Here is an 18,803-nt window from a genome sequence, read left to right on the forward strand (position 1 = left end):
ATACTTCATACCCCACCAAGGCCGAAGCGTCTTAACATCGAAAAGCAACACTTTCCATACAAATCAACACACTATCCCCTGCTTAAAAAACATGCATTTTTAAGGCATAAATCAACGTTTCATCATACAAAGGGTGGTAATTTGCCCCTATTCCCTAGATCCACCATGAGTGGACGTAAAAAATAACAGCACGGGGCAATCAACAGCAATGAACGAGAAAACCAGAACGCGCTGGCAGCGCCGTCCCGGCACAACGGGCGGCAAACTACCGTGGAACGACTGGTGCAACGCCCTGACGTGGCGCAGAGCCACGCAGGCTCTACTGCTGGCGATTAACGTCTATATCGGCGTCGCCTTCTACTTCTGGGTGCGCTATTTTGAAACCGGCGGCACCAGTGTCTATGTCCCTCGGCCGGGCGGCATTGAAGGCTGGCTGCCGATAGCCGGGCTGATGAACGCTAAATTCTCTTGGGAAACGGGTCAGCTACCACCTATCCACGTCGCTTCAATGCTGCTGCTGTTGGCGTTTGTTCTCACGAGCCTGCTGCTCAAAAAGTCGTTCTGCTCATGGCTGTGCCCGATCGGCACTCTGTCGGAGCTGGTCGGCTCGCTGGGCAAGCGGATGTTTGGCCGCAGTTTCACGCTGCCGAAATGGCTGGATATTCCGCTAAGAAGCCTGAAGTACCTGCTGTTGGGCTTTTTTCTCTACATCGCCCTGCCCATGCCGGCACAGGGCATCTATATGTTTCTGATGTCGCCCTACGGCCTAATTGCCGACGTTAAGATGCTCGGCTTCTTTCGCAATATCGGCGCTATAACACTGGCCTGCGTTTTCGCCTTTACCTTTGCCAGCCTGTTTATCCGCAACTTCTGGTGTCGCTATCTGTGCCCCTACGGCGCGCTGATGGGACTGTTCTCGCTGTTCTCGCCTTTCAAAATTCGCCGCAGCGCTACCAGCTGTATCGACTGCGGTAAATGCGCCAAGGCCTGCCCGTCGAACATTCCGGTGGACAAGCTGATTCAGGTGAGAACCGTAGAGTGTACCGCCTGCATGACCTGCGTGGAGTCTTGCCCGGTCGCCTCAACCCTCACTTTTTCCGTAGTAAAACCGAAAGGCGAGCCTAAAGACAGCGTCGCTGCCGCCAAGCCGCTATGGCGGCAAACGGCGCTGTCCGGTATGGCGATGACGGTGCTGGTGCTCGGTATTCTCTTCGGCACCATAGGCTACGCCATGTACACTGACCGCTGGGACAGCCCAATTCCCGAGCATATGTATTTTCAGCTGATTCCGGGGTCGCAGGCGATGGGGCATCCGTAGGTTGGGAGCGTGTTTGCTGTTACATGAATGACAGAAAATAGCGTAAGGATGATATTATTGAAGTCAGACGATGCAGGCAGGCATAAACCCTGGAGACAACCTATGAATAGTGAAGTACCCCTGAAATATTATGACATCGTAGATGAGTATTCGATCGAGTGTGCAGAACCCGTGGGCGAATCAGAACGTAAACCTCTGGCGCACTATTTTCAGCTGCTGATTACCCGTTTAATGAATAACGAGGAAATCAGTGAGAATGCGCAGAAAGAGATGGCTCGTGAAGCCAATATTGACGAGCAACGAATCGATGAGATCGCTGAGTTTTTGAATCGATGGGGCAATGAGTAGCTTTTTGTTTTATTCAGTCTGTACATAAATTTGTGTCATTGCATGATGTTGATATGTTCAATCTCACATCAAGTGAAGGTGGATTTATGTACAGGCTCTAGCAGACGGTCAGAGGCTATTTCTGCTTTCCTCCAGCCGTTTGTCATACTCCTCCACCGTCACTCCACCCACGCTCCTCGGCTTAACCCCCGCATCGCACTGATAGCTGTCCATTTCCACCGAGTAATTTGGCAGCGTTTTCTCTTGTCCGTAGACGGTACGGGACTCACCGCCTCTGTCGTCGTTCTCCAGCGCGATCCTCGTATATTTATACTCATAGCCGTTCGAGACGTATACGGTCAGAGTGTTCTCTGTCATCACGGTGGTGAAGTGCTTTGAGTACGCTGGCGGATCTAGCGCTTCGTCACGACTGTCGCGTCTCATAATGTAGTAAAACGGCTTAAACGTTTTGCCGTAGTCGGTGGAGTAGTAAACCATCGACTCGCCGCACAGGTCTTCTGCACAGCTGGTTCTGTCCGCCATCACCGGAAAGGCCAGATTCTTGCCGCTTGGATCAACGTTAATCACTCGCCCCTGATAGTTACGCATTTTTGAAAACAGCCGGGTGTTAATGCCGCGCGCAGGGTCACGATACCAGACGTCCACCACCTTTTCGTCTTCATAGGTTGGCGTGCAGCCGCTGTAGTTGCCTAACTCGACGTAGCCGTCGCCGTTGGTTCGGTAGAGCACCTGTGGCTCGACATCGTAGACTGCATAGTGGGTGCGCAGTATCACCTTAGAAGATCCAATCCCATCAAGCACAATGGCTGCGGCGTTCAGGGTCGATAAAAAATCGGGAAAGAGTTGGGGCTGGGCTTTGTATTCTGCAGCAGTGATGCTGCCAATGGAGGTAGGCCTGATGCTGTCGTCACACTGATAGTGCGTCATAGCGACGGGGTAAGTGGGGATGGTTTTTGTACTGCCGTATATATCTATCGGCTTTCCTCGGTACAGCTTTCCCGCTGTCTCAATTTTGGTAAAGCTGTAGTCGCCCTCTCTTCCGCTATAGGCAATAAGCTCTTTATCCGTCATCACCACAATATGCTTTTTAGACACGAGCGAAGGATCGCCGCTGGAGCCGATGGTCTCTGAGTGCCCCCAGGGCTTAAAGGTTCTGCCGTAGTCAGTCGAATAGATGATAATTAAGGAATAGCACTTATAGTCAGAGTTTCGGCAGCCCAGACTATCGCTGTCATTGGATATGGGAAGAACGATATTTTTTCCGCTCGGATCGGCGTTGATGACCATCCCCTGATAGTTGCGCGTTCCGGTGCTGACTCTGGTTCTTATTCCCCTGCTTGAATCACGATACCAAACATCCGCCACGCTTCCGTCTTCATCTGTCGGCCGGCAGCGCTCGTAGTTGTCCAGCTCTAGATAGCGCTCGTCGTCCAGCCGGTAAATTACCTGCGGCTCCACATCGTAAACCGGATAGTGCGTACGCTCGGGTAACTTCACGAAACCTGCACCGCCAAACGCCGAACCGACGCTCATGCGGCTTTGGAAGCGCTCAAAAATGCCAAACCCAATGAGCAGCGCTAAAACAGCCGCGAATACGATAACCAGAGTGAAACGACCCGACTTTTTTTCTTCCTGCGGCGGAGATGGATCCATGCAGCCTTCCTGTGGCGATAAGCGAGAAAGGCCATGTTAGCGCAAGTGAAAGCGTTGGTGGGAATTTTATGGAAAGTCGGCTAGCCACCAAGGGTGGCTAACAGCTATCAAGGATGACTACCTCACCGTCAACCGTCTCAACACCGCCCTGCCCTCGGGCATAAAGTAGGTGCCGAAGCGCACCAGTCCGACTTCTTTCAGGTGGCAGGTCAGGGTGTAGGTGAGCAGCGCGTCTTTAGCACCCGGCTCTAGCGTGAGTTCGACCGCCAGCAGGCGGGGCTCGTACTTTAATAGGGTATGCTGGATGGCGCGCATCAGACCGTGGGCTGAGGACGGCAGTTCCTGATAGATCAGACTCAGATCCGGCAGGCCGTAGTCGGGCAGGTACTTGATGGCGCCCGCTCGGCTGTTGAGAATGCGCTGCACGTTGTCCATCACGCTGAGGATGGTTTGGGTCTGTTCGTTGACTTCATCCAGCGCGATTCCGGAGCTAAAGCCCCCCATCAGGGTTTCATACAGTGACGGTCCCATCGTCAGCCTCCTATTTCAGCGGCACTAGACCGATCGCGCCGTAGTTAGCGATCAAAAGCCTCGGCTTATCGGCGTCCAGTTCGCTGCGCTTGATAACCACTTTCCAAGTTCCCTCTTCCAGATTAGGCGTGCGGAACAGCGCCACCACGCCAACAAACCCGGCGTCTTTGTGCATCGGCACGTCGAGAGAGACAGCGGAGGCGGGATGCAGCACCACTTCATTGCGCGCCAACAGATCGGTGGAGAGCGTCTTTACGTCATCCTCCACAAGCCGTGGGTAGGTCGCCTGTTCAAAGTTGTCCACCTTGTCGAGCTGGTAGACGCGAACCATCAGCGACGCCGGGGCGTCTTCATCCCCCGGATTAAGCTGAGCGCGGGCAGCAAAGTCCAGATGCAGCGTGTTGATGTTTTTAATAAAGATGGCTCTGGCTACGTCAGTTGCCCCCTCGGTAGCGGACTGGAGGGCACCGCAGCCGAACAGCAGCCCGGAAAGGAGCAGAATTCCCGCCTTGGCGAACGTCGATGCCGTTTTTGTTGAACGTAATGCGTGTTGATTCATAGTGATCCCTTTAAAACGTTTTTATCTTTGCCTATCCCTGCGCGACCAGCCCGACATAGCGGCCAAGGTTAACGCTAATTTCCTGCCGCTTTCGCTGCTCGTTCGTTACCGGCAGCACGGAGGTCAGGCCCAGCCGAACGCGCGATTCGCCGAGCTGTGCTCTGGGCAGCAGCTCACGCCTGACGTTCATCATCATGCAGGCGTCGAAGCGATAGCCTAAATAGGCGCGCAGCAGCGCCATCAGATCGGTATGCAGCGTTTCTCCCGGCAGCAGGCCTTCGATCTGCTCGCGGGTAGCGGGCGTAATCGTCACGCGCACGGCGCTGTTGCTGTCCTTAAAGCGTCGCCCCAATACGGTAGAGCCCTGTAGGTCAAGCCGCTCTCCGTAGCCCAGACGGGCGGGCCGATCGAGGCTTACCCACTGGGGGTAAAACTCGTCAACGTCCACCTCTGCCCCGGGCAAAAGCAGGTTGATAACCCCCTTAAGGCCGTCTCCGGTGCGGGTTCGCTGAGTAATCAGCCCCATCAGCGCCAAAAAGCGGGACGGCGGCGCGGCGATCTGTTCGCTAGAGCCCTTGATGCCAAACCCCGCCAGCCCCAGCAGGCACTGCGATACCGAATCCACACCGCCCGAACGAAAGCCCGCCGGGTAGTAATACTTGCGCCAGATGCGGTAGTACTGGGTCATCACCCGATGGTTAAAGATGTCGAGAAATTCCTCCAGCGCTTCGTGCCCTTCCTGACGCTGGACGATGTCGTCCAGCCAGGCGTAGGGCAGCACGGCGTCCACGCCGTACAGGCCGAGGAATGTGGTGCGCACTGTCGGCGGGCGTTCGGGGTTGTCCCGATCCCACTCGACGCGCTTCATTTCGCTGGAGGGAAACCCCATCTCAGGCAAAGGGCGAAAGCGCACCGGGTCGGTCGCGGGGGTTTCCCCGGTTCCCAACCCTAATGACGACGGGTTTTGCTGTTCCAGATACTGGCAGAACCGGTAAAAGTTCATACGCGGCGCCTGCCGGAACAGCCCCTCCATCAAAGGGGTGTGCGTCAAAGGGGCGAGCGCACTGTCTTGCTGTCGGTCCATGTTAGGCGTTTTCCCGTAGGTAAGAGCACCAGCGTTAGGCGGGTGAACAGGTTTAGGTCGGCGTATAGCGCGAAGAACTGATGCAGCAGTTCACCGAACAGCTGAATGTCCCCCTCGCCGGGGAACTGGTGAGCGTTGAGGGTGACTTCAATTTCTACGCCGCGCTCGCGCATGCCCCGCGTCATCCGATTAATTGGGCGATGGGTCACTTCAACGATACCCTCCAGACGGCGGCGGTTCAGCTCGTTGTCTGTCCAGTCGTACAGCGCCAGCGTGCCCCGCAGCACCTCGGCGTTCATCAGCGACAGGTAGTTGGGCGCAAGGTGGGAAAGCACTCGCCAGTGGAAGCGGTCGTTCACCGGCGGGTAGCAGGGCAGCGTTGGCGCACACAGGTTGCGCACCGCCATGACGCCCGTCTGTGCATGAGTAATTTGATTAATCGACGCATTGCGCAGCGCCTTGCGCGGCAGCATGCCGTTAGTGCCGGTCACGCGCAGGGAGAGGGTTTCGTCATACACTTCCTCTTCCCGTTCCCACACCTGCCCGCCGAGAATCAACCACGTATCGTGCAGGCCGGACGCCCCCAGCCGCACGCGGGTATGGTAGTAGCGCTCCGGCGCGTCGTGCCGCAGCATGCCGCCGCGGTGGCGGAAGCTGGTGAACGGCACGTAGACCGCCCGCCCCTGTCGGCTGATGGACTGCACGGCGTCAACAGAGTAAATCTCGACGTGGCCGTCCTGCATCAGCAGCGGGCGCAGCAGGTACTCACTTTCCAGCTGGTTAATACGTACCGGATCCGCCTCCATCGGGAACAGGTTAATCACCGGGGCACAGTGCAGACGGATGTTTTGGCCGTTAAACGGCAGATCGTCAGGCCAGGTTTCATTCAGCACCATCTCGACTTCAAACGAGCGGACGCCTTCCGGTATGCGGCTCACGTCCAGCCCTGTCAGATCGACGAACATAAACTTCTCGCGGAAAGTGAAGTATTCCAGCAGCAGCTGGTATCCGCTAAAGGCGTTGTCCGGCTTGAGCCACAGCCGCTCGTCCGGCGAGAATCCGGCGGGGGTAATACGCCCGTTCATCGGCTGCGGAGAGCCGTCGCGGTAGCCGAAGTAGCGCACCTGCATGGCGGCCACCTGCCCGACCAGCGCCTGATACAGGGCTGACGCCACCGGAGTATCGGCATTGAGGTACAGGCGCAAGCTGGAGAGATCCATCTGCGGCAGAGAGGCCATCGGGCCTAGCTCGAAGCGGATATAAATCACCGAGCGCCCGTCGTGGTGGCTGCGCACGCCCGCTTTGGTCACGCTCAGGGGTTGTAGCTCTACGGCCTGTGTGGTGCGGTACTTACAGCGAGTGCGGGCGGGGCCAACGGGTGCGGTCTGCACGCCGAAGCCAGCCTCGACGACCTCTTTGCGCGCCAGCACGCCATAGTCGGGCATCAGTTCGACGATGGAGAGTGACGGAATAATGCGCAGGTAGTGAGGCCAAAGCAGGCTGACGATCCCTTCTGTGAGTTCCGGCAGGTCGTCGTCCAGCTTTTGGCGCAGCCGCCCCATCAGGAAGGCGAAGCCTTCAAACAGGCGCTCGACGTAGGGGTCGCGATCGCCGACGCGGTCAAGGTTGAGCATGCCCGCTCTGTCGGGGTGAACCTGAGCGAACTCTTTGCCCGCTTCGCGCAGGTAGCGCATCTCGGATTCGTAGTAGCGTTTGATTAGATCGTCCATGGAGGGTTCTTATGTTGTTTATTAACTGTTTTAATGAGTTTCTGTGTATATTCCGGCCGTAAATACTCTGTGCTTATATGTATATTGTGCTCGGCCGGTAGAGCGCCTTTATTAGCTTTGGGAGTGCGTCGGGCCTAGCCTTCCTACGGGCAGTTATGAAGCCCTTCGGGCTTCACCCTTTCAGGGCCAGCGCAAGCGCTGTTCAAACCGGCAAAGCCGGTTTGTCGTTGGCTTTCGCCAAGTCGACCCCAACGGAAGCCTCTCCCTCCGTTTGACTCCTGCATTCAAAACCAAAACAATTTTGATTTACCTAGAGCAGAATTAAGTAACCCATTCATCTGACTCAATACGTCAGCGCTCTTCCTCTGTTTAGCCTCAATATTCAAAGCCAAAACACTTTTGATTTGCCTAAATCAAAATTGAGTAAGCCATCTATCCAGCTCAATACGTCAGCGCCCTAGCGGGATTGAGTACGGTGAGTTCGGCGAGCAGGCGTTCGGCTTCGCGGTTTAGGGTTGTTCGGTCGGCGTCTTTTAGCAGGCTTTTGTGCTGGATGAGCTTTAGCAGTTTTGCCTTAAGTTCAAATACTAAATCGGGTTCCCAGTCGGTGAGGCGGTAGCGGTCGCAGCGGTCGTCGAGGGCTTTGAGCAGGCGCAAGGCGACGTCCGGCTTGCCGCTCTGTTCGGCTAGGCGGGCCAGCAGCATGCGTTTGAGGTAGTCCTGTCTGTCGGTGACTAAGTCTGGCAGGGTGTTCAGGAAGCTGAAGGCGGCTTCCAGCCCGTCTCGCCCGGCGATTTCGGTGGCCTGCTGTTCGATTTCGTTCCAGCTGTCGCTGTCTAGCGCTACCGGCGCCAGCGCTTCCCCTTCGTCAAGGTGACGCATGGTGGCAGAGGTGGCTATCCACGCCAGCGTTTCGCCGTCGGCGAACGGCGTGCCGTCGCTGTAGGTCAGGCGTTCGATGCCTCGCAGGCGATCTAGCATCAGGGCGACGTCGGTCAGGCAAAGTTCCTGCCAGGCGCTGTAGGGGGCGCCTGCGTTTAGCATGGCGTCGCAGGCGTAGCGCTGTAGGTCGAACCAGAAGTGGTTGGCCGCCTCTGAAAACGCTCGCTCGACCTGCTCCAGCAGCTCCAGCCAGTTTTGCTGTAGCCACAGACGGTTCAGGTGTTGCTTCAGCTCGACTCTGGGGGCAATCAGCCGGGTGGCGTAGCGGTCGTCGTGGGGAGGGAGAGCGGTTACCGTATCCCAGCGGACGCTGCGCATCAGGCGCACCGCCGCCAGATAGCCGTCGGGCTTTTCTCGCAGGAAGGCCGACATGCGCCGCGCCTGATCCAGCACGTCCCGCAGCGAACCAACGCCCTCTTGGCGCACGCTGCCGCTTGCCGCAGTGGGGCTCGCCGAAGGCGATGGCGAACCGGTTACAGGCGACGGCAAAGGCGCAGGCTCGGGGCCTTCGAGGCGGTTTTCAAAAAAGCGGATCAGCGCACCCAAGTCCGGGCGCAGCGGCTCTTCCCACAGCTGGGTGTACTTCATCATCAGGGACAGAGCCGCAATGGCGCGCTCGAGGTCGTCGTGCTTGAGATCCGGCTGATTCTCCAGCAGGTCAATAAACTTGCCGCTCGCCAGCCACTCCACCGCGGCCTTTTTGCTTTCCCCTCGGGCGGGGAACAGCAGGGTGTCGTAGCGGGCAATAAGCCCGGCCATCAGCTCGAGGCCGTCCGCCAGCCCTTTGACGCCGTCTAGCCGCAGGCGCGCCCAGGCGTAGTAGGTGGCAACGCGCAGGTCTTTGGTGCGCTCATACAGCAGCCCTTCGCTTAGCGACATAATCAGCGCGGCGTCGATGCCGGAAAGCTGGGCGATTTCCTCTTTAATTTGCTGGAAGTCGTCGTCGTAGCCGGGGTCAACGCCCACAGGGCTGTCGCCGTCGATGGGCTCTAGCCACGCCTGCCAGTGCTGCTTGATGCGGCGGTTGACGGCGTCCTGCGGGTTTTGGCTGCCGAACAGGGTTTGAAGGAGTTTAGTTAGCATCGTGTTCGATTCTTATCATTCCGGATGAGGAAGGTGTAGTGGAAGACTCACTGGCCGCTGCGGCACTCTCGGGCGCGGCTTCACCTTCCTGAGCTAAAGCGGTATCAGTCGTATCGGCGCTGGCAGCCTTGCCTTTTTTCGGCGGCCTGACGGTGGAGGCATCAGCTGTAGAAACAGGATTACCGATGATTTTCGGCTCCCCCGCTGCCGCTGGCTTTTTGCGGGCGCTGCCTTCCCCCGCGTCGTCGGCAACGTAGGATTCAGCCGGTGACTGCCCGGCGGGGCTGTTGGCGGTAACAAATACGCTGGACGGCAGGCGGAAGTTGCGCAGCTTAAGCAGCTCCAACGGCCCGCTGTAGCTCTGGGCGCGCAGGATGTAGGTCAGGCTTTTACCGTCGTCAGCCTGCCAAGTGACCCGATAGCGGCTGCTGTCTATCTGCGTGACTTTGGCCTGCTCAAGCAGGCGAACCCAGCCCCAGCTGCCTTTGGGGCTGTCTAGCAGGCGCTGGCCGGCATCGGCGGTGCTCCAGCTGAGCTGTGCCCCCGGTGAGTAGGTGTCTCCCGGCCAAGTCATGGTTTTCCACGCTTCCATCTGGTTGAAATAAATCAGGCTTTCGCCATCCAGTAACAGCTCGGTTTTCACTACGTCCTTGCTGGGGCGAGCCATCAGCTCGAAGGGCATCTGCGCATCGCCGCTGGCGTACAGCATGCCGGAGACCCGGCTAAGCTGGTTAAGCGCGGAAATAAACTGCGGGTTAAAGGTCAGCCCCTGCGAGTTCAGCGCGTCGGCCACCCACAGGTCTCCCTGCTTGTGCAGGATACCGCCGAGCTGGGTGGTGACAAAGCGCTCGATCATGCCGCTGTCGGGGCGTAGAAAGCGTCCCAGCTCCGGCAGTGAGGCATCGTTGCCAGTGGCTCTAAACGGGTAGCGTCCGTTAAAGGTGCGGTTCCACGGGTCGGCGATGCTTTCGCGCCAGGCGCTGTTAAAGCTCATGGCGGCGGGCTCCAGCACGCCCTGCCACGCCTGCTCTAGAGGTTGAACAAACAGGCTACTGCCAAATCCGGACCACTCTTCACCCAGGCTGGCGGCAATCAGGCTGCCGTAGTCGCGGGTGTCGGTCAGGTCGATGGCTTTACCTTCAAACACCGTTTTCGCCAGCGCCTGAGTCATGGCCTGCGGATCCGGTGCGGTAGTGACCTGCTGTAGCTTAAGCCTGACGCGGGTCACGCGGGTTAGGTAGGTTTGCAGACTGAGGCTGTCCCCCTCGGCCTTGCCGCCGCTTTGCAGAATGCGCAGCAGCGGGCCGAAGGTGCCGTCCAGCGGGCCGGTCGGCTCGTCGCTATTCATCGGAATAGCGTCGAGCTTTTTCGCTTTGGCGCCGAAAACTTCCTGCGCTGACTGCACCAGCGTCTCCGACAGTCCGCGCCCCTTCTGTGCCGCCTGCCCCTGATACTTGACGGTGTTCATCAACGCAATCAGCGGTGACTGGCGGGCATCGGCCATCAGGGTAAGCTGGTCAATAACCTCAGAAATGGATTCCGCGCGCTCCCAGCTGATGCTATTGAGGAAGTTGAGCCAGGCAGCGCCGTAGTCGGTAAAGTAGCGGTCGGTCAACCTTGCCTGCAGCGCTTCCGGCGCAATTTCGCCGCCAAGGCTCTTGCCGCTGTCGGTCAGCACCCAGTCGATCTCTTCGCGGCGGTCTTTCACCGCTTTGTCGATCTCTTTTTCCACCATGCCTTCCCACGCTTCGCGGGTAAACATGCCGGGCACTTCCTCTTCGGTGTTAAACAGGGTGTGGCCGTCGAGGCCGTTCAGCACCTGATTCAGGGTCAGGTTGCCGTAGTTTTGCGCAACGCGCCGGAGAATGCCCTGATAGATGGCGGTTTCGGCGTTCTGCATGCCGATTTGGTTAATCAGCACCTGACGCACGTCGTTAATCAGGCGGCGGTCGGGCTTAATCGCCCAGTCAGGGTGGCGAGACAGGTTGTCGGCGTAGAACTGCATTAGCTCGGCACCTACGCTCTGCCAGACGCCTTCGGTCACCGCTGCCGGAGCTGGCCCCGCGTTGGCAATCAGGGTTTTACCCAGCAGCGGCGCATCGACCCGATCCGGGCGCGACAGCATCAGGTAGGCCTTTAAGCGGTCGTAGCCGTCTTTCGCCAGCTGGGCGCGCTCGGGGCTGTTAGGGGGCATCTGTACCAGCTTTTCCAGATTGCCGCTCAGGCTGGCCACCACGATAGACTGCACGTTCTGTTCGTTGGCGGTACGATAGTGAGGCCACAGCGCCGCGAGCAGCGCGTCGTTGCCGCTCAGGCCAAAGCCCAGATACCACGGGCTGCCATGCTGCATGCGGTGCTGAAGCTGGGTCATCTGCTGTTTGAACGCCTGCTGGCGAGTCAGGCGGGTGGTCATATCGGTGCTGAAGTCGTTCGCCTCAGTCGCTAAGTCTTTTGATGAGGAAATCAACCGCACGTTGCCAATGTAGGACACGACGCTGCCCACGCCGAACAGGGCAATCGCCGCCAGCGCGGCGACGTTAATCCCGCGCATCCACGGCACGCCGACACCCTTTCCCTTAGCCAGTCGGCTGTCGTCAACGATGGCCTGCCAGACGGGCGTCGGTACAAAGGCGCGATCGGCGACGGTATCGGGGCGCGTTACGGCGCAGGTAAACATCAATCCGCGCAGCGGGTTCGCGCCCTGCGCGGTCAGAAGCTGGGGCAGCCAGCCCTTCAGGCGCGGAACGTCGCGCTGTTCGAGATCCTGCGCCAACTGTAGGAGGAAGGCGTGACGGTTGTCGATCATCACCTGCGCCATCCCTTCCTCGGTAGCGCTCTGACCAACCGACGCCAGGCGCTTGGCCAGCTCGTCCGGCGTGGCCCGGGCGGGGAACAGCGTGCCGACCGCCTGCTCTTCGCGATCGGACTGGTCCCACGCGGTGGTGCGCAGGTCGAGCAGGTAAAGCGGCGCGGCGTAGCCAAGCTGCTGGTTGCGGGCGTGCATCTGCCACAGGGCTTTGTCCTGTAACGCCTTTTTGTCTTTGCTGGGAGCGTAGTCTTCGGCTTTTACCACCCACACCTGCGCGTCAACGGGCCGAATACGGCGAAGGTTTTTTAACTGCTTCAGCCAGGCGTCGTCTAGCGCCGCTTTGGTGGTTCCGCCCCAGATCAGCAGGGCATCGCTGCCTGCCTGCCAGCCGTCGCGGATAAGGCCGGGAGCGACCTGCTCTACGTCGGTAGTTTCACCGACGACGAGGATCCAGCGCAGCTTGCGACGCCAGAGGAGACCGTAGCGGTGGCGGAGTTGTTTAGCTAAATCTGTAAAAGGTAATTCTAATACTTCCTTATCCTTATCAACTTTACTCGATGGTGGAAGTTTTCCCTCTTTCTGATGCTTGATTTTTACTTGGTTATAAATATAAAAAATAGTTGGCACTAATCCCAAAAGTATTAGCAATAGGCAAGATACCCCCCAAACAAATATCTTTTGGCTAAATTCAGACCACCCAAAAAAATCAGAAAAATAATTAACCCCTCCCCACAACACCAAAGCAGCTAGCAAGGTAATTATAATCAAACATAGTACCTTCCATTTATTCATTAACTATATCCTTTATATAGAACATTAGCCTCTAAGCTTCCTATAAAGTGGGAAAAACCAGGGAAATTATAAATTCAAAAAAATTTACTTTTAAGAAAAGAGAGCGTCTCTTAATCAACACTAAACTCGTTCTGGCTAGGAAAAAGAACAGAACCACAGGCGCTCTTGCATTGTTCAACAACAATACCTTTACCATCTTCACTATATGAAAGAGAGCATTCAACAATAGGATTTACACCATGGATAGGGCAAGAAACAAGATCGTTGATCAATGCAGCTGAAATACCATTTATTTTTAATGTTGATGTCGCGGTAATTACGCTGCCACCGTGAGATGTTTTATCGTTAAGTCTAATTATTTTCTTCATCATATACACCGATTATATTTCACATCAAGAATAAACCATACTCATTGATAATATTTCTTTACGACTATGGCACTACATAATAGTCGATGCAAGAAAACAGAGGCCATAATTAATATTCCCGAACCTAGTATAATAGAAGAGAATAATCCTAAATAGCCTAAAGCAGGAAAGATTGAGCTTATAGATACAGCAAATGGGAGACTTAACGCCAGCGAAACAGCAATACTACCAAGAGGAAATACAATAACATTTCTATCGTATATAAAACTTTGTTTTAGCTCGTCACTATTTCCAGCGATCTGTAATAATACTTCGCCATCTGAGTGAGTTGAAATTAAAAGGCTTGCACCCTCTTTTTTCTTTAAGGAAAGTCCACTCAAGGCCGATAAATACCAATATTTTTTTGATTCAATATCGTCAACAGCACCATTCAGATTAATTATTCCAAAAGGAACACGCTCCCTATTTAAAGGAATATTCAGCTCATTAGCAATAACGTTAAGCTGTAGCTCTGTTTCTTCATCCAAACCGCTATGCCAAATCGCATTCATTAGTGCCAGTGGCTGCTGGTTAGCTTCGATGAGGTGCTTTATGTCCTCTAGTAAATGCTGTTTAGATGAACGCATACTGCGGTATAAACAAACTGAATTGGGAAAACTTACGCAAGATGCCGAGTAATCAGGGATCCAAAGCGAAACTGCCGCAAGCTCATCACATCCTTGAGTCACTACTGTCTGGTACTTCGCTGTAATAATAAGTGCACTGTATTTGCACTCGTTTTTATCGTCTAGCCGTTCCCACAATGTTTCCAGTGCTGTCCCCGCAGCAACAACACAAATTTCAATCTCAATACTTAAATTCAATGAATTCCAAACGGCTTCAAACTGTCTTTTAATCCGTTTCTCCTGCAATGACTCCTCCTGATTTTCGCTATTAGGTATAGAACACAGGCTAAACTCATCCAACTGCAGATAGATCAAGAGTTTTTCTTTATTATTTAACTTTTCCAATGAGGATTTAATGTCATTTAGAAGATGTTTACACATTAAATCAAACCGCCCCAATCCTGGAGGTGAAAAACTGTCAGGAAACAAGGGATGTTTGTCCTCTTCATTCTCCAGAGCGTTTCCACTTTCCACTATTTCAAGAAGATGACGATAGGTTGATAACACAGCGCTGTCGGCAAGCACATAGTGTCTATGGGTCCAATCTTGCCAAGCAGATAAATCTTTAGCCCGCCAACGATTCCAGATAAGCGATTTCATTTGCTGGTGTTCAATGGGAATGGCGTAAGCCGCTAGAATGAAAAATAATAGCGTAATTGTCACTACAATAGTTGAATAATACTCCGTTAATCCTTGACGATGCAGCCTATCGAAAGGAGTTGTTAAAATAATAAAAACTCCTCCTCCGATTAAACATAACATACATAGCAGAACAATTACCCAGTAGACATAGCGAGCATTTGTCTCTGACCGATTTATTTCAGGAATAAACCAGTTCATTTTTCACTCCTCATCTATATACTAATATATCTTTCATATGCATATAGAAATATCACTTTAAATTAATTTCCATATAAACCAACTTCATTTAATTTATTATATTTCAATAAAAATTTTCACCCAAAAACACATCACCTATTGTAACCTGGACACTAATACTAAAGAAAAAAGATATTTTTTATAAAAATAAACAGGCTAATTGTAAATAATAAAAAAACATCACCAAAAACAACCCATAAAATTTATATAATTAGATTAATCATAAACAATTCCTTGTTCTCTAGCTTCTTCATAATCCTTTGCCACCTCATGCCCAATGGTAATTAATGCCTCCAACTCTTTTTTCGAAAGTTTACTGCTATTAATTGTTGATGGCATAGATGGAGATAACTGTGTTTGATTCATAAAGTATTGTTCTATTAATTCTTTTCCTTGAGAGGTTTGCGCCAACACTCCCTTTTCCATATAAAAATCACTTCCTGGCAGCGTCCAATCTGCCTGCTTTATCAATTCCATCTTAATTTCATCTAGACAACGACCAAAACCTATAGGTAAATCAAAGGCTGCAACTCGGCTCATAATCTTATGACTTCTAGGCAATGTACTATGATCAGTTGGACGAGAAATATAGGTTTTTAAATTTTCGTCTGTCTGCTTCATCAGGTTATCTGCTTTTTCATGTTTAAATTCTAGGTAACCGTAATACTGAAATACTCTATCGCCATCATTTCCCCCTAATTTTTTGGCATTATAATTACTAGCGTAATCTTTATGTTGCCAGACTATCCAACCATTTTTTATTCCCAACTCTCCCTTGCTTCGATTGATTTGACGTTGTTTTTCTGCCACTGGACTGGGGTCTATTCCCTCAGGAAGCGTGTTTAATAACGTTAGCGTATGCATGTTAGTCCCGTTCTGCTCCTTCAATTGAAAAAGTGGCAAGTAATAACGGTAAGCCTCATCATTCGCTTTTATCTTTCCTTTCTCTACTTTACTTTCTCCCCACCCTTCATTTTCTTTACCAACTTTATCTCTATTGTTTTCATCAAAAATCTTCATATCATCGCCGTTCAAAGGCTCAGGTACTTTTTCTGCATTAATATTCATCGTCTGCCACTCAGGTGGGGTTTCCCAAATAGGCATAAATTTATCTTTTAGAAGAAATACTGGATAAGCGACCTTAAATGCCCAGTTAACTTCTACCGCATAGCTCATGTCATCCCAAAACGGTTCATTTCTTACATTCATTATGTAAGCTGGTCTACTTAATTCCTCATCGGCTGGAATATTTACTGGAGTATACATATCAGGCAATGTACCAAAATTGGTTTTGACATTCGGCTCATCGCCACACGGCGTTCCCCTAGCCATCAAACGCTGAAATAATTTGCCTTTACACTCATCCAGCAAAGGATGTATCTTCCCATCTTTGCTGTTAGGAAGACCTTGCCAACCGATACTCACTAACGCGATAGACCCCATAACACGATCGTGAGCATTACAATAAATATAGGTACGGCCGTGGTTGTCCCTTTCTGGAACAGCTGCCCCATCAGATCCTTTATGTATTGCATTTGGCGTCCATACCTTACCATCCTTGCCTCGACCTAAAGAAAGATGTTTCTCTAAACCACATCGAGAAAGCTTATCCTGATTCTTTGCTACAGCCTCCACCACCGCCTTCAATGTCTCCTCTCTAGCCCCATCACTTACCTGTTCGGAGCTATCTACAGCAGAGTAGTCCGTCATAATATTCATCATACGATAAGGCGAATTGAGTAAAAATAACGAGTCAGGAGCGCTGATTAATGATGCTGCCAGCGCCACCATCGTTCCTTTACTGTGGGAAACGATAGTTACTGTGTCATTTGGGCTGTGGTCACGAATACGCTGAATAAGCATCGCTAGCCGCCATGCGGCGTGAGAATAATATTTACGTGATGGAGCTGTCGCCAACAGCCGATCTTCTTCCGGGTTAAACCACTGAGTCGACATCAAGCCGCCGAGAATATCCTCGTTAAAGCTAAAATCACCCCACATTGGGTTAAGAGTGGTCGACGCATTCTGAAACGGCCCTCCTCCCCAAAAATAGGGACCTCGTTTAGCAATCTCCTCCTTTGACATCTTCCTGTCTAGCAGGTGCTGTTGATAGCTTTCTCCTTTGAGATTTCTTAGCGGCACTAGATATTTTCCCAACTCATTATCATTGGCACGATATCCCCAATAAAAGCGAATTACAGGAGAATTGTTGGATTTAATTAAATAACTATCCTCATTATTTTCAACATCAAGAATACGTTCAGTCTTAACCTCAGCCTTCTCATCATTTTTATATACGTTAGGTATTAGCTCAAAATCACTACCTGATAAAAATAGACGCTTATTCAATCCATCACATAGTGCCTCTTCCGCCTTTTCATACCACTCTCCTTCTGAATTAACACCATGTACAAAAATAATCACACCAGGAAGATGAGTTCCTGGAGACACTTCAGGGGTTGAACACACGTTCTTCGGTGTTGCTGATACCGTAGCCGTAACTTGGCCAAGCTGATTAATTGCAGTCGTCGGCCTTCTTGTTGCTCCGTCATGCTTTCCCATAATTAATTCCCTTTTTCTTGTCTGTTGTACTCGTCTACAGAAATATTACCAATGCTTTTAGGTTTAATATTGGTATCGCATTGATAGTTCTCCATGAAGGATGTATGAGGAGGAATTATTGGATCTTCTGTGCCATAAATTTTATCTTCATCTTCTTTATCTAACCTTATTTTTGTCGTTTTATAGCTCTTCCCCCACTGTTTATACACCACCAATTCTTTATCTGTTATTACAGTAGTAAGATAATTTTTTGAGTATTTTAGTGAGTCTCGTGGTTCATCTCTATTATCCCGAGTACCATCACTATATCTAAGATAATAAAAAGACTTAAACGTCTTGCCGTAGTCAGTAGAGTAATACACCATCGACTCACCACAAACCTCATCCATACAAGTCATTCTGTCGCTCATTACCGGAAAGGCTAAATTCTTACCACTCGAGTCGGCATTGATTATTTTTCCCTGATAGTTGCGAACTTTTGAAGGTAGTTGTGTTTTGATATTACGATTCAAGTCGTGATACCAAATCTTTACCACCTTTTCGTCTTCATAGGTAGGCTGACAATTTTCATAATTGTTCAGTTCCACGTAACGATTATCGTCCAATCGGTAAATTACCTGTGGTACCACGTCGTAAGCTGCATAGTGCGTCCGCAGAGTTACCTGCCAAGACGCTAAGTTAACAAGCACTGATATAGTTTTGTTTGTAGCAGATAAGAGTTGCTCAAAGTACGGACGTCGACGCTCATCATATTCTTTTATCTTAATTTCGCTGACACCTCTGGGCTTAATGTCAGCATTGCACTGATATCTCCCCATGGGAGCTAGGTAAGCAGGGATATTTTTTACATTACCGGAACTAGTTACCGACTTTTCATCAACATTTTTTCCATCAAACACTTTCTTAGCAAAAAAATACTCATCTTTCTCTTTCTGATAATAAACTAGTTCTTTATCTGTAATCACGAAAGTAACATCCTCAGCAGAACTAGCTATCTCAGAGGGATCACCTCTTACCCAAAGAGACACTGTTCGTCCGTAATCAGTGGAATACAGCACTCTTGAATTTCCCATAGGAAAAACCAAGTTCTTACCCCTCGGGTCAGCGTTGATAAACCTCCCCTTATAAGCCCGTATCAATGGTGATATTTCTGTTTTAATGCCCAGATTCAGGTCGTAATACCAAGCCTTCGCCACTTGCTCGTCTCCCAGCATAGATTCGCACCCCATATAGTGGCTTAATTCCACATAGCGATTTTCATCCAATCGGTAAACAACTTGTGGTTCGATATCAGCAATCGCATAGTGTGTTCTTACAGGTGATTTACCATCAAATCCTGCTCCACCAAACGCAGCCCCAACACTTAGCCGCGATTGGATCTGGCCAAACAGCCCTAGTGCAATGACTACCGCTACGACAATAAGCAAAACCACATAAACCGGCATTTTCTTTTTTGGTGATGGTGTCGTCATACATATTC

Annotated in this window: 13 protein-coding genes; 2 read left to right on the forward strand and 11 right to left on the reverse strand. The window is 51.9% G+C overall.

Annotation, left to right across the window (positions count from 1 at the left end; all coding sequences use genetic code 11):
* Window positions 1-208 precede the first annotated feature (208 nt).
* The gene (locus DQM29_RS15615) at window positions 209-1,318 is read left to right on the forward strand and encodes a 4Fe-4S binding protein (RefSeq protein ID WP_111741537.1); all 1,110 of its coding nucleotides are present in this window, start codon (window positions 209-211) and stop codon (window positions 1,316-1,318) included.
* 102 nt (window positions 1,319-1,420) lie between these two features.
* Window positions 1,421-1,666, forward strand: a complete 246-nt coding sequence (locus DQM29_RS15620) for a YmjA family protein (RefSeq protein ID WP_111741538.1) — start codon at window positions 1,421-1,423, stop codon at window positions 1,664-1,666.
* A 108-nt stretch (window positions 1,667-1,774) separates the two neighbouring features.
* Here the strand turns inward: DQM29_RS15620 and DQM29_RS15625 are convergent, their stop codons facing one another.
* From DQM29_RS15625 to DQM29_RS15675, 11 genes are all read right to left on the reverse strand, one after another.
* Window positions 1,775-3,319 carry a T6SS immunity protein Tli3 family protein gene (locus DQM29_RS15625; RefSeq protein ID WP_111741539.1) on the reverse strand — a complete coding sequence of 515 codons (1,545 nt, stop codon included), beginning with the start codon at window positions 3,317-3,319 and terminating at the stop codon, window positions 1,775-1,777.
* A 117-nt stretch (window positions 3,320-3,436) separates the two neighbouring features.
* On the reverse strand, window positions 3,437-3,850 hold the full coding sequence (gene tssE, locus DQM29_RS15630; protein WP_172622637.1) for a type VI secretion system baseplate subunit TssE: 414 nt from the start codon (window positions 3,848-3,850) through the stop codon (window positions 3,437-3,439).
* 10 nt (window positions 3,851-3,860) lie between these two features.
* Entirely contained in the window at window positions 3,861-4,409 is a 549-nt protein-coding gene (gene tssJ, locus DQM29_RS15635) for a type VI secretion system lipoprotein TssJ (RefSeq protein ID WP_111741541.1), read from the reverse strand.
* 31 nt (window positions 4,410-4,440) lie between these two features.
* The gene (gene tssG / locus DQM29_RS15640) at window positions 4,441-5,493 is read right to left on the reverse strand and encodes a type VI secretion system baseplate subunit TssG (protein WP_111741542.1); all 1,053 of its coding nucleotides are present in this window, start codon (window positions 5,491-5,493) and stop codon (window positions 4,441-4,443) included.
* The gene (tssF, locus tag DQM29_RS15645) at window positions 5,457-7,223 is read right to left on the reverse strand and encodes a type VI secretion system baseplate subunit TssF (protein WP_111741543.1); all 1,767 of its coding nucleotides are present in this window, start codon (window positions 7,221-7,223) and stop codon (window positions 5,457-5,459) included. The genes tssG and tssF overlap by 37 nt, the downstream gene beginning before the upstream one ends.
* Before the next feature lie 441 nt (window positions 7,224-7,664).
* Entirely contained in the window at window positions 7,665-9,248 is a 1,584-nt protein-coding gene (gene tssA, locus DQM29_RS15650) for a type VI secretion system protein TssA (RefSeq protein ID WP_111741544.1), read from the reverse strand.
* Window positions 9,238-12,684 (reverse strand): ImcF-related family protein, encoded by a 3,447-nt coding sequence (locus DQM29_RS15655; protein ID WP_170126560.1) that lies wholly within the window; start codon window positions 12,682-12,684, stop codon window positions 9,238-9,240. The genes tssA and DQM29_RS15655 overlap by 11 nt, the downstream gene beginning before the upstream one ends.
* A gap of 275 nt (window positions 12,685-12,959) precedes the next feature.
* Window positions 12,960-13,217: a PAAR domain-containing protein gene (locus tag DQM29_RS15660; protein ID WP_415270876.1), complete on the reverse strand. Its 258-nt coding sequence runs from the start codon at window positions 13,215-13,217 to the stop codon at window positions 12,960-12,962.
* Window positions 13,218-13,258: 41 nt separating this feature from the next.
* Window positions 13,259-14,722 carry a hypothetical protein gene (locus tag DQM29_RS15665; protein WP_111741547.1) on the reverse strand — a complete coding sequence of 488 codons (1,464 nt, stop codon included), beginning with the start codon at window positions 14,720-14,722 and terminating at the stop codon, window positions 13,259-13,261.
* 255 nt (window positions 14,723-14,977) lie between these two features.
* Window positions 14,978-17,323, reverse strand: coding sequence for a T6SS effector phospholipase Tle3 domain-containing protein (locus DQM29_RS15670; RefSeq protein ID WP_111741548.1), 2,346 nt, complete (start codon window positions 17,321-17,323; stop codon window positions 14,978-14,980).
* 2 nt (window positions 17,324-17,325) lie between these two features.
* Entirely contained in the window at window positions 17,326-18,795 is a 1,470-nt protein-coding gene (locus tag DQM29_RS15675) for a T6SS immunity protein Tli3 family protein (protein ID WP_111741549.1), read from the reverse strand.
* Window positions 18,796-18,803 lie beyond the last annotated feature (8 nt).

The sequence above is a fragment of the Leminorella richardii genome, assembly GCF_900478135.1.
Lineage (GTDB): Bacteria > Pseudomonadota > Gammaproteobacteria > Enterobacterales > Enterobacteriaceae > Leminorella > Leminorella richardii.

Bases quoted from the DNA above. Each gene is read 5' to 3' on its own strand.
- DQM29_RS15670 (WP_111741548.1), bottom strand. From the start codon at position 17,323: ATGGGAAAGCATGACGGAGCAACAAGAAGGCCGACGACTGCAATTAAT.
- tssA (WP_111741544.1), bottom strand. From the start codon at position 9,248: ATGCTAACTAAACTCCTTCAAACCCTGTTCGGCAGCCAAAACCCGCAG.
- tssJ (WP_111741541.1), bottom strand. From the start codon at position 4,409: ATGAATCAACACGCATTACGTTCAACAAAAACGGCATCGACGTTCGCC.
- tssE (WP_172622637.1), bottom strand. From the start codon at position 3,850: ATGGGACCGTCACTGTATGAAACCCTGATGGGGGGCTTTAGCTCCGGA.
- DQM29_RS15675 (WP_111741549.1), bottom strand. From the start codon at position 18,795: ATGACGACACCATCACCAAAAAAGAAAATGCCGGTTTATGTGGTTTTG.
- DQM29_RS15615 (WP_111741537.1), top strand. From the start codon at position 209: ATGAACGAGAAAACCAGAACGCGCTGGCAGCGCCGTCCCGGCACAACG.
- tssF (WP_111741543.1), bottom strand. From the start codon at position 7,223: ATGGACGATCTAATCAAACGCTACTACGAATCCGAGATGCGCTACCTG.
- DQM29_RS15660 (WP_415270876.1), bottom strand. From the start codon at position 13,217: ATGAAGAAAATAATTAGACTTAACGATAAAACATCTCACGGTGGCAGC.
- DQM29_RS15620 (WP_111741538.1), top strand. From the start codon at position 1,421: ATGAATAGTGAAGTACCCCTGAAATATTATGACATCGTAGATGAGTAT.
- tssG (WP_111741542.1), bottom strand. From the start codon at position 5,493: ATGGACCGACAGCAAGACAGTGCGCTCGCCCCTTTGACGCACACCCCT.
- DQM29_RS15665 (WP_111741547.1), bottom strand. From the start codon at position 14,722: ATGAACTGGTTTATTCCTGAAATAAATCGGTCAGAGACAAATGCTCGC.
- DQM29_RS15625 (WP_111741539.1), bottom strand. From the start codon at position 3,319: ATGGATCCATCTCCGCCGCAGGAAGAAAAAAAGTCGGGTCGTTTCACT.